At 34.5% G+C, this 13,426-nt stretch carries 21 protein-coding genes and 2 pseudogenes; 4 read left to right on the forward strand and 19 right to left on the reverse strand.

Translation table 11 applies throughout. The annotated features are described in order from the left end of the window. Positions 1-166 precede the first annotated feature (166 nt). Positions 167-946 carry a hypothetical protein gene (locus JSQ81_RS05745; RefSeq protein ID WP_249336647.1) on the forward strand — a complete coding sequence of 260 codons (780 nt, stop codon included), beginning with the start codon at positions 167-169 and terminating at the stop codon, positions 944-946. Positions 947-1,017: 71 nt separating this feature from the next. Here JSQ81_RS05745 and JSQ81_RS05750 read toward each other — a convergent pair whose 3' ends face one another. The 15 genes and pseudogenes from JSQ81_RS05750 to JSQ81_RS05820 all read right to left on the reverse strand — a co-directional run bounded on the left by JSQ81_RS05750 (position 1,018) and on the right by JSQ81_RS05820 (position 9,892). Next, a complete protein-coding gene (locus tag JSQ81_RS05750; RefSeq protein WP_212606756.1) occupies positions 1,018-1,725 on the reverse strand; it encodes a M23 family metallopeptidase in 708 nt (235 codons plus the stop codon). Between the two features lie 68 nt (positions 1,726-1,793). Further along, entirely contained in the window at positions 1,794-2,462 is a 669-nt protein-coding gene (locus JSQ81_RS05755; RefSeq protein ID WP_212606757.1) for a DNA alkylation repair protein, read from the reverse strand. A gap of 18 nt (positions 2,463-2,480) precedes the next feature. Beyond that, positions 2,481-2,885 (reverse strand): hypothetical protein, encoded by a 405-nt coding sequence (locus JSQ81_RS05760; protein ID WP_212606758.1) that lies wholly within the window; start codon positions 2,883-2,885, stop codon positions 2,481-2,483. A 148-nt stretch (positions 2,886-3,033) separates the two neighbouring features. Then, positions 3,034-3,318 carry a hypothetical protein gene (locus JSQ81_RS05765; RefSeq protein WP_212606759.1) on the reverse strand — a complete coding sequence of 95 codons (285 nt, stop codon included), beginning with the start codon at positions 3,316-3,318 and terminating at the stop codon, positions 3,034-3,036. 57 nt (positions 3,319-3,375) lie between these two features. Next, positions 3,376-3,798: a DUF1801 domain-containing protein gene (locus tag JSQ81_RS05770; RefSeq protein ID WP_212606760.1), complete on the reverse strand. Its 423-nt coding sequence runs from the start codon at positions 3,796-3,798 to the stop codon at positions 3,376-3,378. Between the two features lie 142 nt (positions 3,799-3,940). Then, on the reverse strand, positions 3,941-4,420 hold the full coding sequence (locus JSQ81_RS05775) for an RrF2 family transcriptional regulator (protein WP_212606761.1): 480 nt from the start codon (positions 4,418-4,420) through the stop codon (positions 3,941-3,943). A gap of 95 nt (positions 4,421-4,515) precedes the next feature. Next, entirely contained in the window at positions 4,516-5,889 is a 1,374-nt protein-coding gene (locus tag JSQ81_RS05780; RefSeq protein ID WP_212606762.1) for an MATE family efflux transporter, read from the reverse strand. 76 nt (positions 5,890-5,965) lie between these two features. Continuing rightward, positions 5,966-6,526, reverse strand: coding sequence for a class I SAM-dependent methyltransferase (locus tag JSQ81_RS05785; protein WP_212606763.1), 561 nt, complete (start codon positions 6,524-6,526; stop codon positions 5,966-5,968). A gap of 302 nt (positions 6,527-6,828) precedes the next feature. Beyond that, entirely contained in the window at positions 6,829-7,449 is a 621-nt protein-coding gene (locus JSQ81_RS05790; RefSeq protein WP_212606764.1) for an NAD(P)-dependent oxidoreductase, read from the reverse strand. Between the two features lie 88 nt (positions 7,450-7,537). Further along, positions 7,538-7,696: a hypothetical protein gene (locus JSQ81_RS05795; protein ID WP_212606765.1), complete on the reverse strand. Its 159-nt coding sequence runs from the start codon at positions 7,694-7,696 to the stop codon at positions 7,538-7,540. A 99-nt stretch (positions 7,697-7,795) separates the two neighbouring features. After that, a complete protein-coding gene (locus tag JSQ81_RS05800) occupies positions 7,796-8,029 on the reverse strand; it encodes a hypothetical protein (RefSeq protein WP_212606766.1) in 234 nt (77 codons plus the stop codon). Positions 8,030-8,110: 81 nt separating this feature from the next. Further along, positions 8,111-8,401, reverse strand: a pseudogene (locus JSQ81_RS05805) (alpha/beta fold hydrolase); the annotation flags it as partial. Between the two features lie 82 nt (positions 8,402-8,483). Beyond that, positions 8,484-8,894, reverse strand: a complete 411-nt coding sequence (locus JSQ81_RS05810) for a hypothetical protein (protein WP_212606767.1) — start codon at positions 8,892-8,894, stop codon at positions 8,484-8,486. 115 nt (positions 8,895-9,009) lie between these two features. Further along, positions 9,010-9,420 (reverse strand): hypothetical protein, encoded by a 411-nt coding sequence (locus JSQ81_RS05815; RefSeq protein WP_212606768.1) that lies wholly within the window; start codon positions 9,418-9,420, stop codon positions 9,010-9,012. A 64-nt stretch (positions 9,421-9,484) separates the two neighbouring features. Beyond that, positions 9,485-9,892, reverse strand: coding sequence for a hypothetical protein (locus JSQ81_RS05820; protein ID WP_249336648.1), 408 nt, complete (start codon positions 9,890-9,892; stop codon positions 9,485-9,487). Between the two features lie 682 nt (positions 9,893-10,574). Between JSQ81_RS05820 and JSQ81_RS05825 the strand changes: the two genes are divergently transcribed. The 3 genes and pseudogenes from JSQ81_RS05825 to JSQ81_RS20035 all read left to right on the forward strand — a co-directional run. Then, the gene (locus JSQ81_RS05825) at positions 10,575-10,721 is read left to right on the forward strand and encodes a hypothetical protein (RefSeq protein ID WP_212606769.1); all 147 of its coding nucleotides are present in this window, start codon (positions 10,575-10,577) and stop codon (positions 10,719-10,721) included. A 193-nt stretch (positions 10,722-10,914) separates the two neighbouring features. Next, positions 10,915-11,388, forward strand: coding sequence for an 8-oxo-dGTP diphosphatase (locus tag JSQ81_RS05830; protein WP_212606770.1), 474 nt, complete (start codon positions 10,915-10,917; stop codon positions 11,386-11,388). A gap of 90 nt (positions 11,389-11,478) precedes the next feature. After that, positions 11,479-11,762 (forward strand): annotated as a pseudogene (locus JSQ81_RS20035) (Type 1 glutamine amidotransferase-like domain-containing protein); the annotation flags it as partial. A gap of 61 nt (positions 11,763-11,823) precedes the next feature. Here JSQ81_RS20035 and JSQ81_RS05835 read toward each other — a convergent pair. From JSQ81_RS05835 to JSQ81_RS05850, 4 genes are all read right to left on the reverse strand, one after another. Continuing rightward, positions 11,824-12,240, reverse strand: coding sequence for a hypothetical protein (locus JSQ81_RS05835; protein ID WP_249336650.1), 417 nt, complete (start codon positions 12,238-12,240; stop codon positions 11,824-11,826). Between the two features lie 34 nt (positions 12,241-12,274). Then, positions 12,275-12,694 carry a hypothetical protein gene (locus JSQ81_RS05840; protein ID WP_212606771.1) on the reverse strand — a complete coding sequence of 140 codons (420 nt, stop codon included), beginning with the start codon at positions 12,692-12,694 and terminating at the stop codon, positions 12,275-12,277. A gap of 192 nt (positions 12,695-12,886) precedes the next feature. Further along, the gene (locus tag JSQ81_RS05845) at positions 12,887-13,162 is read right to left on the reverse strand and encodes a type II toxin-antitoxin system RelE/ParE family toxin (protein WP_212606772.1); all 276 of its coding nucleotides are present in this window, start codon (positions 13,160-13,162) and stop codon (positions 12,887-12,889) included. Then, complete coding sequence (locus JSQ81_RS05850; protein WP_212606773.1) at positions 13,163-13,414, reverse strand: hypothetical protein; 252 nt, start codon at positions 13,412-13,414, stop codon at positions 13,163-13,165. It abuts the gene before it with no gap. Positions 13,415-13,426 lie beyond the last annotated feature (12 nt).

Here is a 13,426-nt window from a genome sequence, read left to right on the forward strand (position 1 = left end):
CTTCTAAGTACAAACCTATCAAAAGCAAGCAATGACTTATAAGAAATATAGCTAGACCAATCTCAATATACCTCACTTAAATTACTCTCCTTCTTGTGAAACCTTAAATCGTTCATTCCGCATAACTCCCTTGTAAAAGCAGATAATATGATGAGGTGATTAGCGTATGTTAAAAACGAGGATTGGCTTTATAATATGTTTTTTAATTATTTTGAGCTTAATTGTTTACAGTCAGTCGCTACATACAAAATTAAGGGAGTTATCTTCCTCACAACCAAAAAGCGATAAAAATGTAAATGAACGAATTCACGAATTGGAACAACGGTTAGATAACCTCGAACCACCCGAACCTACCACTATTCTAGATTCACCTTTCCCATTTGAAAAAGGAATGGAGGTGCATTTCCCTACCGATGTCATCCCTATTTCAGAAGTATTAAAAGAAGGAAGAAAAATTCCTTTCAAAGTAATAAAAAGTGAACTGAACTATAGTAGACCAATCTATGAAGAACACTGGCATAGCACGACTGGAAGATGGAGTTATATGCCTACTCGAATTCACTATTCTCTCCACCGCATATTCCCTTTTTATGCTATTGGAATTTCAGCCGAATTAGATTTCACACAGAATGTAGGTATTGCTTTTCCTACTGCTATGAATGAAAATGATCTTGACTTGTATATAGTTGTGTTTCAAACAAATATCACAGATGTTTACACAAAAGGAAATCAAGTTGTCATTGTTGGAACACCTAAACGAACAGGCGTAGAGGTTATCAACATTAAAACAGCAGATATAACTCCTAGTAATCAGGAGAAATTTTTGTTGGTTCAATTAGCAACTAATGACGCTGAATTGGATTATGCTTTAATTAATTATGAAGCACCCGATTATTGGTTAAAGCAAAAAGAAAGAAATGAACGTGAAAAATCTGAGAAAGACTAATTGGGCAGGAAAATGCGGAGTTACAACGCTAAACCCATTTTCCTGACGGTACGCCTTTATGCAGTTTTAATTTAATCAAATTCAACAGATTTTTGAAATCTTATTCTATCCTTATTTGTTGGAATCCCATTATTTACCTTTTCCCATATGCCATTTTTAAATAATTCGTATTTTTCGAAAGCAAAAGGCAATCCGTTTGCAGTAGCTATGTCACTACTATCCATAAGTTGAAAATGTAAATGCGGAGCAAAGGAGTTACCGGAATGACCAACTCTACCAATTACTTCACCTTTTTTTACACGCTGACCAACTGAAACCTGAATTGACCCTGTTTGAAGATGGACTAATCCAGCATATACATTGTCGCTACATTTTATAATGATGTAGTTGCCAGCAACTGATTGAATGTCATCTTTCTTCGGGTCGAAATAATGAGCATTTTTATAAGCGTTAGACATATCTGACAGCAATTTCGTTCTTGTTCGTTCTTTATAACCATCCTCTGCTTGGACAATGATCCCATCGCAAGGAGCATATATGTCTTGCCCCCAACAATAAAATTCATCTAAGGGAACCCCAAAAAGTAGATATTGCGCCAAACTAACACGATAGGCGGGCCAGCCTTTTCTTTCCCAATCCACTTGTATAAAGTCATAAGCATATCTTAATCCTAATTTATTTGTGCCGTGACTCGGAATTTTTGTACCTGGTGTGTTAGGAGAGTGCCATTCTCCTCTCAATGGAAACTCTACAATTAGCGGCTCACACGCATCAATCATCTCATATCCCTCCTCCGCCGATTATATACCTTATTTATTGCATTACCCCCATAATTTTTCAGAGGTAACTAATTATTATGTCGTTTGTTAACTTCAATCGTAATGAACTCCGGCAAATAGCTGGGCGTGCATCCTTTTGCTACTTTTTCGTCTTTGTAAAGACCCGTTTTCTCACCAAGTTTAATACAACGTGCACGATTTTTTTCATCATAAACGCCTATCCAGCCTGCGGTGAAATTCATAGCCCATTGAACTTCCGGTTCTTCCTGCGCAATATTAGCTTCTATTGCAGATAGCAAGTCTGCGGTGTTATCAGGCGGTGTTTGTCCAGTCCATCTCAATCTCCCTTGATAATACCAGAAAGTTCGCCTTTGAAGAGCAGAAGGACTCTTTTCCCATGACTCCATCAATGCAATTTTCTTCTTGTCTTTGGTGAGCTGATTAGCCATTAACCAATCCATTAAGTTATTCCGCTCATCAAAAGTGTGCGTCTGCATATCCTTATCAAGATTATTTAGCACATCTTGTGAAAGAAGTTTTTTGTCCATGATTAAGATTGCTAATAGTCTGGGCAAAAACGCTTCGGTTGACCAAAGTTCCATAGCTAGTTCATGATCTCTTTTAATGTCCTTCGCAATTTTTCGTAAGTCGCCTAGCTTAGTGTTACTATTGATCTGAAGTAGAATGTTTTCTGCTTTTGAAGAGCGTTTTATTTCAGTACCTTTATTTTCATCCATTTTATACAACTCCTTGATTCATTTCTTATACTCACTTATTATTTCGGACAGGTACTTGTTGAAATCATTTACTTCGCTATGAAATTCATAGATGATAAACATATCTTCTATCACATATAAATTGTGGGCAACCATATCCATCGATTCTGTTTTCTTAATAAAAGTATCTTTTGCCATTTGAGCTAGGCTTTTACTCGGATACTTATAGATATGCAGGAAATCTTCACTTGAAATTTCAAGGTGATGAGGTTCCTTTCCGAGCAATCTTTTATCAAATATAGACTTATGGGTAATTGATACTTCATTAACTTCAATGCTTTCTTCGCTTAAGTATCCTTTAAACCCATCGATACTACCTTTGTAAAAAAAACCTGCAATAAATAAACAAAGGAGAATAAGGAGAATAGAGATAAATTTCTTCATTTCGAGCACCCCTATATCAGAAGTAAATTAAAAAAGCATCGTATCTGAAGAACATCATTTCTAACTAGTGGCGACTTTATTTCTTAATCATTTGTTCATTGAGGATTTCTTGACTATAAGCTGAAACAAATAATAGACCAACAAGTATTTACTTTTTATTTTTCATCTCTAAAAATATAGGCGTTATATTTAATAAAATCGATATAATCGTCAAACCCCAAAACGCTTTTTCCATCGTAGGCACTACATCTAATAAAGCGGACCAATCTTCCGCCTCTACCCAGTCGGACACCATACTGTATGCTGCAACGAGTGTTAGTGCTGTAAATGATATTCCCATAGCCATTGCCAATTTATAATCTTTGCCTACACCATACATATAAAGATTAATAAAAGTTGCTGTCATAGCAATAAGTCCTAATATTAGCCACATAATTATACCTCCATGATACCTTTCTTCCTTAGCAACATTACTTTCTACAATCTATCTTTATTCTTTCGTATAACGATTCTGATATATTTCCACTGTATGTTTTATTAAATTCTTTAAAACATTGGTATCGATATCAGCTAATTTATTCACATAAATACAAGACTTGCTCTTCGTGTGTTTACCAAAACCTTCTAATAATTCATCTCTTTCCTCACTCTCATAGGTCAAATAAAGACTAACCTTTGCCTTTCTTGGTGAAAAAGCCACTAAAGGCGCATCCCCTTCACGTCCTGATGCATACTTATAGTGATAGCTACCAAAGCCTATAATACTCGGTCCCCACATTTTCCCATCATAACCAGTTACCTCTTCAAAAATTTCCAATAACTGATACGCATCTGCCTTCTTTTTCTCACTTTCAACCCTTTCAATAAATTCAATTACACTATTGTTGTTTTCTTTCATCTTCGATTCATTCATAAATGCCACACTCCTATTCTCTGCTTAAAGTCTATTTTACATTGTTTTTATAACTACTCCATTCTGGATTGCGAGTCCAATTTCCTTCAAAAAAAAGAAGATATCGACTTTCAGAGCATTTTGTCGATTTCTTCTTGTATGATCATGATTGTACTGTACTATCTTGGTGATGACAGTTTTTACTTGCCTTATCTAGAATAGATTGTATGGTTTGACTTTCTAAAAATTGGTTTAAGGTGCTTTCGGCGTTATCCATGACCTCTTTGATTCTACAAACGCGTTGATTTTTCTTTAATTCATTGCTTTCATCAGTCAATGACGTATGTTGTCTAGAATCTGAATTCGAACAATTAAACATTTCTTGTCTGCCTTCAGTAGACAAAATAACATCTAAAAATGTGATCTGGCTAGCTGGTCGTGATAGTTCATATCCACCTTTCACACCAGGGACGGCTCTTACAAGCCCATCTTTTCGTAACTGAGTCATTATTTTAGACAAATAACTTTCCGATACATTGAGCATTTCGGCTAATTCTTTTATCCCTATTTTGTCTTCGTGCTCTGGATTCGCCAAGTGAACTAAGGCATGTAGCGCATAATCAGTACTTTTTGCAAACTGCATTTTTTCAACCCCATTTATTATATTACATTAAAGTCTATCCGTAATATCTATAATATACAATTGAAAACCCACAGACAATCTTTTGAATGTATTCTTTATTCGTTTACGCCTTTAACAAGGATTGTATCTCTATCCCGGTACAGCATAGAACTTGCTAGAATAAATGTTAATAGATCAGCGATAGGGAATGCAATAAACACCCCGTACACACCGAAGTAAATAGGTAAGATTATCACTAATGGCACCAAGAAAAACACTTGTCTGGATAGAGAAAGAATTAAGGCCTGCCTAGGTTTCCCTAAAGCCTGAAAAATCCCTCCGGCAATAATTTGTACGCCAACGACAAAATAAAGAGAAAAAATGATTTTCATTGCAGTTGATCCTATTTCTATAAACTCTGGATTACTTGTGAAGATACTCATGGCATACTCGGGGAATAATTGAACGAGAAGAACGACTACTATAGAGGTAATTGAAACATATCTAAACGATAACCATATCGTCTTTCTCATTCTTTCATATAGTTGTGCACCGTAGTTATACCCTACAATTGGTAACATTCCTTGCATGACCCCATTAATAGGTATGATCGCAAAGGCAATGACACGTTGTGCGACACCATAAGCAGCCAAATGCATATCTCCTCCGTATTTTATCAACATCGTGTTAATCAATATAGCGATTATGCTAAATGATGCAGTGTGCATAAATGTTGGAAATCCGATTGCGACAATCTCTTTTATAGTAGAAATCCTCATTCTTATATTTTGAAGATAAATGGTAAGAGCGCTATAACCTTTATGATAATAGATCAAAATGATTATACTCATTATCCCTTGTGAGATTACCGTTGCTATACCAGCACCCATAACGCCTAACCCAAAACCAAAATCGAATATAAGGATAGGATCAATGATAATGTTAATGATTGCAGGGGTAATCGTTGCATACATGGCAAATTTCGCATTTCCCTCTGCCCGTATCACAATATTTGTGGCCATTGAAAAACTAACGAAAAAGAAACCCAATAAGATTGGTAACATATACGCAGAAGCAAATCCGATAATATTTTCTGTTGCCCCAAATAAAATCAAAAGATTATCCAATAGAAAAATACCAACTAGTATACTTACTACACTAATGAGCAGGATTAAAAATATAAAAGTCCCGAAAATCTTGTTGGATTCGTCAACTCGTTCTTCCCCCAATCGTCTGGCGATGACTGAAGACGTACCTACACCTACTGCAGCTGCTAAAGTCATCACAATCATCATCACAGGGAAAGAAACAGTTAATCCTGCAACTGCATCGACACCTTCTGCAAGTGAAATGTAGAACATATCAACGAGATTATATAGAGCCATAACGAATATGCCCACCATTGCTGGTACAGATAAATTCACTATTAATGTAGAAGGTTTTTCAGTTCTAAGTTTTTCACTAGCATTCAGCTTTTCTTTTGTACTCATTTTAATGCTCCTTTTTTCTAGGTAAAAGATAAAACTAGTTGTTAAGTTTGATTTTAACAACTAGTTCAATACCTTATTATTTATTTTTTTGTGCAACAATTATATAAACAGCCTCATTAACCATTTTCATTTGAGGATAAAAAATCTCGACGTTATCAAAGCCAGCATTTATAACTTCTTCTTTCATATCTTTTGATGAAACTCTCGGACCAGTTGATAACGCCGACTTCTCTAATTCAATACAAAGAAACACGCCTTTATCTTTTAAAACTCTATATATTTCGCCTAATGCAAGCGAAAGTGGTTGAACTTCATGAAGTGATATTGAAGCAACAGCCTTATCAACTTCTCCGTTACCCAGTTGTATATCTTTGAAATCTGATACAAGCGTTTTAATATTGGTCATTCCATTTTCCTCAGCTTTTGTTTCCAAGTACTTTAAAACATCTTCATCAAAATCCAGTGCAATTACTTCATCGACATACTTGGAAAATGGAAGACTTATATAGCCAACGCCTGCTCCAAGATCTAATAATTTATCCTCCTTATTTAGGGATACGAACTGAAATAACTCCTCGGCCGGGAATCGATTGATACTCTCCAAGTTGTTTATTTTCCTCATTAATTTTTGATTCATTTAAACGCTCCTTTTCAATTGCAGATATTTTGACTCTACAATGACTATAATTGATATATTATTATTTGTAAACACTTTTGTTTCAAAAGTTTTAAGGTTTTTTAAAGAAGGAATTCGAAAAGGACCTTTGCTTGTTTCTGCAAAGGTCCGGTCTATTATATTTAATAATCATTTAATAATCATACAAAAACTACCTACGATTATTTCCAACAATTATTCGTAGCCGCAACGGTTTGATATTGTGTTGCGATAACTTATGATGCTAGTGTTAGGTTTTCAGCTTAATAGAGTACCTGGAAAAATTAGTAGGCAATACCAACACGTGATTTTACATATTTGTCGCTGTTAATCTGCTTATATGTAAATTCTGCTGTATCCGGTACATGTATTTTAACGCCATCAACCGGCAATACATCCCGTTCCACACGATATTCGCCTACTCTATCCCCATCCGGTAAATATGTTGGACATACAATCGTCCATTGGCGTGATGATTGGTTAAGCAGATCATAAGCTTTATGATGATCTTCGGCTGCACGGGTTAATTTACGCTTTGATTCACTTGATTGATAACGCAGCAAATGTGGAGTCGTCCTACTTTGCAGGATACCTGCTGTTCCTACAGTAATAATCCGTTGAATACCTTCGTTTTCCATTGCTTCAATAATGTGCGGCATACTTTCTGACAAAGTTGTTGCCCCATCAGTATTAAGCGCACTAATCACTACATCGACCCCATGCATTGCTCGTTCGACATCCTCTATATTTAAAACATTACCTTCTATAATCGTTAACTGTTCATGATTTAGTTGAATCTTCTCAGGCGAACGAACCAATACAGTCACATGATGGTTGTCCCGAAGGGCATAATCAACTAGATGACCGCCAACTCGTCCAGTTGCACCTAAAATTAAAATATTCATAACGAAATCCTCCTTTTTAGCTTTAAGTATATATATTTAACACCTGAAAGAAAAAGAGCCACATATGCAGCTCAGGTGATCTTCAAGTTTATCTTGTAAAAGCATAATAGATTACATAAAACCAACTAAAAAAACCATGAATACATGCCCATAAAATTGATTTGTGTAAACTCCAAGATATTGCGATTGCCAACGCTGAACCGAATGTAATACCCGTTCTAGCTACTGATTTACCTGTATCGTTCATTTTCTTTTCAACCCTTTCGTTACCGTCGCATTTTGTGTCAAATGCGACACAAAAACTCCCATTTTATGCTTCAACTAAAGCCCGTTAATTAAATAAGATTTAGTCGCTAAACTCCTTAAAAAGAGTTTCCAATTCATTCACATCGTACATATCTTTATCACTAATAAATTTTTCAATGTCAATTGTACCATCTTCCAAAAACTCGATTTCCCATCGTTGCCCTGGAACAGCCACCTCTACCATAATAGCTTCATTTCTAATTTTATTTAGCTTATAAAAAACACTATTTTCCTCTAACTTATTTAGAAAGGTAATAAATTCTTTTAATTCCATAAAAACAACCCTACTCCTTTTTCTATTTTGCCCCGCTAGTTTAATAAAGAAAAAGAGCCACATACGCAGCTCAGGTGATCTTCAAGTAATAAATTTCTTTAATAGCTTATTAAACTTGTCACGTTCTTCCCAGAAAAGCCCATGACCGCTGTAATGAAACGGAACAATCTGCGAAGTTTTTATTTGCTGATTTAGTTCGTGAGCTTGTGCAAATGGGATCACTTTGTCGTGAACACCATGAACGATTAGGGTAGGGACAAGTATTTTTGGCAAATCTGCATAAAACTTTTCATCTCTTAGTGTAATTATGATCGCTGCCGTTTACCAACCTGCCGCTTGTAAGCCCAATTGAAGAAACCACTCAGAGAAATTGGCAGATTCCTTGTTTCCGCTCTCTTCATGTCTACCTGATAGGCTTCACTAGCCAGTATTTTAAAGTCTTGTTCAGGTATCATTACTCGCCATTCCAATAGATTATTTCAACCCCATCTAGGCTTTCGGTTAACTCTTCCTCTTTATTGTTCAAACTGAATGTTTTAGGGTTTTGCCTGACAGTAGCATCTTCTATTTTAGATAAATCAGTCATTGAAAAACTAATCGTAGTATCCTCGTTTACATCAACGGAAACACTCCATGAAGTATTTCCAACCCCTTTTATTTCATTAAATTTATGAAACTCAATCTTTTTTACATCTACATAATTTCGAACTAAATATAATGCTATTTCCTCTTGCGCTATGTGCATTTTCACATTTTCCTCATTGACTTCATTTTTCCCCTTTTGAATATCCATAAATACTTTCCCACCAATTACAATCATTAATAATAAGCCTATTACCATCAACAGCCATATTTTTCTCTTCATCTATTTAGTCCTCCCCTTTAAGGATTTTAAAGTTATGTCCATCCCCAAGAGCGATTCCCTACGAATTTGCTATCAGTCGCATAAGCTTATATCTGATAAAATTTTAAAGTCGTCATTATCGCGAATCATTGTCTTCCTCTAAGTAAATTACTTTTATTTTTGATAAATCTGCATCATCGGGTTCGATTTTTTCAATAAGCTGAAAATCATCTGGATTATAACCAATCCTTGGATTTCTAGGGGAGCGAGACTCTTCTAAAGTAATTTTTAATATATTACTTTTATTGATGATTGCGGATACGTGCCATGTTCCAGTTTTTTTAACTTCATACGCATTTTCAAACTCAATTTCTTTTACACGCTCATAATTTCGAGCAATATATAAAGCAAGTTGTTCTTGTTTTATTAATAAATTTTGATTCGATTTCATATTTACGCTTTCGTTTTTATCCATATAAACTCTCGTTCCAATTGCAATCACTAATAATAAACCTATTACAATAAACAACCATATTATTTTCTTCATATATTAATCCTTCCTGTGACTCATTTACAAGATAGAAAAAATGAACCTATCAGGGTTGTTAAGTTTAGACTTCTCCTTCAACTTTATTAGAGAAGATTACTTTGACTGTATTTGTTGTTACACCTTCAACTTGTACCTCTTCGTCTACCACTACATAACCACCTGTTTCACTATGGGATTCCTTCGAAAAACTAAACGAAAAATTTACAGATTCATTTTTTTGATTTGTCATTTTAACAAACATTCTATATGAGCCTGTCATAGTATTATATGCAGTCTTTTCAAATTCTACGGATTGTATATCTGCAAAAGTATTTTTCAGTGCAATGACGGAAAGCCTCTCCGCCTCTATTTTTTGTTCTTCAACTCTTACTTCATGTTTTTCATTTTGTAGGTCAATATATACTTTTCCACTAATTGCAATGATTAACACCACACCTATTACGATAAACACCTTCACTTTTTTCTTCATGGATATGATCCTTTCTGAAAATATTTATTCGACAACAAAAACTTATGCGACAACTTTGCTCATCTGTAATCGTTTAAATAAAAATCTAGACGACCAGTTATCGCTAAGTAAATCAATATCCATAATATAAACAAAGAACATGATAGGATTAAAGAAATAAAAGGAATTATGCTTTTTTCTGTTCTTTTAAACAGTCCGATAAAAGACAATAGGATACCTACACCCGTCAAGAAGAACATTATGTTATTTCCAATTACACTTCCATATATAGGCTTCACAAAAACAATAATAAAACAAGAAATTCCTATAATGAGAGAAATATAACTAATTGGACCATATTTTTTTGAGACACTGACCTTATTCTTCAACTAAATCCCCCCATTGATTGCCATGAAAAATGAATGCTGTTAAAATCGAATGTGTTCATTTTTCGTTTCCAGTTTATTGTAACACATCATCAAAATCTCAAAGCATTCACTCATCACCTTGCTAAATCTATATCTTGGAATTGGAAGAAGCAGCATTTACCAAACCGTTTATTCAATTCCATTTCTCCTAAAAAGTAATATTAAAGGGATTAATGCCGACTTAATAGAATTATAGACATAAGGAGTGTTTTTACTAACGGGGCAGGTTAGCTCAACAAAACATATGGGTTATCATGGTAATAAGGGGTGTCTAAATGAGGTTGGTTCTTCAAGCATTTATCGGTTCAATTGTAATTCATGTAGTCTATTTTGTCGGTATGATGTTAGTCGGTTATATAAAAACCAGAAATTATAAACCAGAAATTATAAACCAGATATTGCAAGCGCATGGGATAATGTAGAGACACTTCAAAGTGAAGTAGTTTTTAGTATGGTTAATTCTCCTTTTTTCTACTTTTTCACATTTGTAGGAGTAGCTGTAATTTGCGGAATTATAATGTTTTCATATAAAAAACTCTTAAACTAACGGGCAGGTTAGTTTAAGAAGAAGTACATATTTATGGTAGTATTTATATAAAAAGTAAGGAGGATATTATGAGTAATTCCATTAATTATAAAATGTGGACTGTTTGTATGATTCAAAGTGAAGAGAAGGTTTTACTTCTGGATAGACAACACGACAATTTCAAAGGATTTATTCCCCCTGGTGGTAAAGTTGAGTTTCCTGAAAGTATTGTAGAGAGTGCTATCAGAGAAGTAAAAGAAGAAACAGGGTTAGAAGTCAGAAACCTTATTTATAAAGGGCTTTATGAATATGTTAATCCAGTAGCAAAAGATAGATATATGATATTTAATTACATAACAAAGGAATTCGAGGGTAAACTCTTGGAAGATGCCCCAGAAGGGAAAGCAGTTTGGATAGATATAGAGAAAGCATATAAACTTCCTATGCAGACATCAATTCAGAGAAGATTTCCTTTGTTTTTCAAAGACGGAACATTCGAAATTCAAGTTGAGTGGAATCACGAAGAAAATAAAGAAGAGAAAGTTACTATACGAAACACATAAAACTTCTTATTCAACTAACGTCGTGCTTTAGTTGAAGATTAGGCTACCTGTCCATGGCAGCTTTTTCTTATTGGCTCGATCAAGCTGTATGCTTCCGTCATTTTCTTGTTGGGTGGCAATATTCTTAATCTAAATGCTTTTTTGATGGAATATGAATTATCGGATTCGATTAAAAAAGCAGCGCCGTTGTGAAAGGAGCAAGCGCTGGTGCAATCAACATATCCGCTAAGTTATGCTCGAAAAACTTTGGAGGTGAAGTTGAAATGAGCTCTGTTTACGACGGAATCAGTCTTGACAATTTTTCCGTCCTGTCTCATTTTGATCTTGAAAATAACATTGCACTGGTTCAAAGCGAACTATCTCAGATCCAGAAATTGGATGAGACGCTCTAGTTGTAGTGAATGGCTATGGTTAGTATTTTGGAGAAGTTGGTCATTATATTTCTCCTTTAGATCCATTAGAATAAATCACGCTAACTTTACCAGTGGTCTTCCCTTCCTTTTGAACTCCAATTTCATCAACAACTTTATAACTAGTAATTTCTGTAATACCTTCAGAAAATGAGTAGTCAAACTCTGCTGACTTTCCTTCCAGGTTACTCATTTCAATTTCCATCCCGTATGTACCAGTCACTGCATTAAAATCGGTATATTTAAATTTTATAGACTTTATATCTGCAAATGTATTTTTCAGCGCAAGTACCGACATTCTCTCTGCTTCAATTTTATCTCCTTCAACTTCTTGCTCTCTTGTTACTTTCCTATCCTTTTGGTTATCCACAAACACTTTCCCGCTTATTCCAATCACTATTATTAAACCTATTACAATTAACAACCATACTTTTTTATTCATGCATTCGATCCTTCCTGTAACCTATTTACAGTCATTATATTTCTTCCACATTTCCGTTAGTGTAAATAACATTTACTTTGCTTTTGGTTTCTCCTCTAATTTGAACTTTCTCTTTATTTATAACTCCCCAACCTTCAATGTCATTGGGTCTGGTAGTAATGAACATGAAATCAAATACTACGAATTCTTCGTCGGCGTTTGTCATTTTAACAATCATTGAATAAAAACCTGTCATCTCATTATAATGAATTTGTTCGAATTCTATAGATTTTATATTTGCAAAAGTTTTCTTCAGTGCTACTACAGACATTCTCTCTACTTCAATTATCTCCGCTTCTACTTTTTGCTCTCTTGTTACTTCTCTATCTTCCTGATTATCCAAAAACACTTTCCCTGCCATTCCAACTACAAATAATAAGCCTATTACAATAAATAACCGCACTTTTTTCTTCATGCATTTAATCCTTTCTGTGATTTATTTACAAGATAAGATGAGCTTACCACTATGCGTAGACAATCAGTCTTTTGAACTTGCAGTATTATGTAGATGGAAGTTATTCAAGATAAATATATAAAGCCTAATTTCTCCTCATTTAATAGGGAAATTAGGCTTTTATTATTCAAAAATCACCCGATGGTTGTAGACTCACCTGTCCTTGCTTGAATGTTTGAAATACTCTACATAGCAAATTTCTAGATCCTCAGAGAATGAATAGTAAACTATAAATTTATCAATGATAATTTTATAACTGCCATTCCATTCCTCTTTTTTTACTGGAATACTTATACCTAGAAGAATAATTTTTTCCTGAATATTTTCGAGCAAGCGCTTTTTATATTCAGCAGTCTCATACGGCGTATAATAATGGCTACGTATATTTCGAAAACCTTCTAATGCTTGCTCTGTCCACTCAAACTTCATTTATAGTTCCCCTTGATCTATCATGTCAACTACTTCCTTTGTTGTGTAGGTTCTTCCATTCAATATATCCCTTTTTGCTTGAAGTAATTTTTGTTTTAACTCGTAATCGGCTTCCACATCTTCAGCAACCGTTGTTTCCGGTTTTTCAATCAAAGATAGATAATACTGTTTTCCATCTATTTCAACAACCGAATCGCCATCAGAAATAATTTCCTTCATCACTTCTGCAATATGACCTTCAATCTTCTTCATATATAAACTCCT

This window comes from Sporosarcina sp. Marseille-Q4063, assembly GCF_018309085.1.
Lineage (GTDB): Bacteria > Bacillota > Bacilli > Bacillales_A > Planococcaceae > Sporosarcina.

Bases quoted from the DNA above. Each gene is read 5' to 3' on its own strand.
- JSQ81_RS05745 (WP_249336647.1), top strand. From the start codon at position 167: ATGTTAAAAACGAGGATTGGCTTTATAATATGTTTTTTAATTATTTTG.
- JSQ81_RS05750 (WP_212606756.1), bottom strand. From the start codon at position 1,725: ATGATTGATGCGTGTGAGCCGCTAATTGTAGAGTTTCCATTGAGAGGA.
- JSQ81_RS05755 (WP_212606757.1), bottom strand. From the start codon at position 2,462: ATGGATGAAAATAAAGGTACTGAAATAAAACGCTCTTCAAAAGCAGAA.
- JSQ81_RS05760 (WP_212606758.1), bottom strand. From the start codon at position 2,885: ATGAAGAAATTTATCTCTATTCTCCTTATTCTCCTTTGTTTATTTATT.
- JSQ81_RS05765 (WP_212606759.1), bottom strand. From the start codon at position 3,318: ATGTGGCTAATATTAGGACTTATTGCTATGACAGCAACTTTTATTAAT.
- JSQ81_RS05770 (WP_212606760.1), bottom strand. From the start codon at position 3,798: ATGAATGAATCGAAGATGAAAGAAAACAACAATAGTGTAATTGAATTT.
- JSQ81_RS05775 (WP_212606761.1), bottom strand. From the start codon at position 4,420: ATGCAGTTTGCAAAAAGTACTGATTATGCGCTACATGCCTTAGTTCAC.
- JSQ81_RS05780 (WP_212606762.1), bottom strand. From the start codon at position 5,889: ATGAGTACAAAAGAAAAGCTGAATGCTAGTGAAAAACTTAGAACTGAA.
- JSQ81_RS05785 (WP_212606763.1), bottom strand. From the start codon at position 6,526: ATGAATCAAAAATTAATGAGGAAAATAAACAACTTGGAGAGTATCAAT.
- JSQ81_RS05790 (WP_212606764.1), bottom strand. From the start codon at position 7,449: ATGAATATTTTAATTTTAGGTGCAACTGGACGAGTTGGCGGTCATCTA.
- JSQ81_RS05795 (WP_212606765.1), bottom strand. From the start codon at position 7,696: ATGAACGATACAGGTAAATCAGTAGCTAGAACGGGTATTACATTCGGT.
- JSQ81_RS05800 (WP_212606766.1), bottom strand. From the start codon at position 8,029: ATGGAATTAAAAGAATTTATTACCTTTCTAAATAAGTTAGAGGAAAAT.
- JSQ81_RS05810 (WP_212606767.1), bottom strand. From the start codon at position 8,894: ATGAAGAGAAAAATATGGCTGTTGATGGTAATAGGCTTATTATTAATG.
- JSQ81_RS05815 (WP_212606768.1), bottom strand. From the start codon at position 9,420: ATGAAGAAAATAATATGGTTGTTTATTGTAATAGGTTTATTATTAGTG.
- JSQ81_RS05820 (WP_249336648.1), bottom strand. From the start codon at position 9,892: ATGAAGAAAAAAGTGAAGGTGTTTATCGTAATAGGTGTGGTGTTAATC.
- JSQ81_RS05825 (WP_212606769.1), top strand. From the start codon at position 10,575: ATGAGGTTGGTTCTTCAAGCATTTATCGGTTCAATTGTAATTCATGTA.
- JSQ81_RS05830 (WP_212606770.1), top strand. From the start codon at position 10,915: ATGAGTAATTCCATTAATTATAAAATGTGGACTGTTTGTATGATTCAA.
- JSQ81_RS05835 (WP_249336650.1), bottom strand. From the start codon at position 12,240: ATGAATAAAAAAGTATGGTTGTTAATTGTAATAGGTTTAATAATAGTG.
- JSQ81_RS05840 (WP_212606771.1), bottom strand. From the start codon at position 12,694: ATGAAGAAAAAAGTGCGGTTATTTATTGTAATAGGCTTATTATTTGTA.
- JSQ81_RS05845 (WP_212606772.1), bottom strand. From the start codon at position 13,162: ATGAAGTTTGAGTGGACAGAGCAAGCATTAGAAGGTTTTCGAAATATA.
- JSQ81_RS05850 (WP_212606773.1), bottom strand. From the start codon at position 13,414: ATGAAGAAGATTGAAGGTCATATTGCAGAAGTGATGAAGGAAATTATT.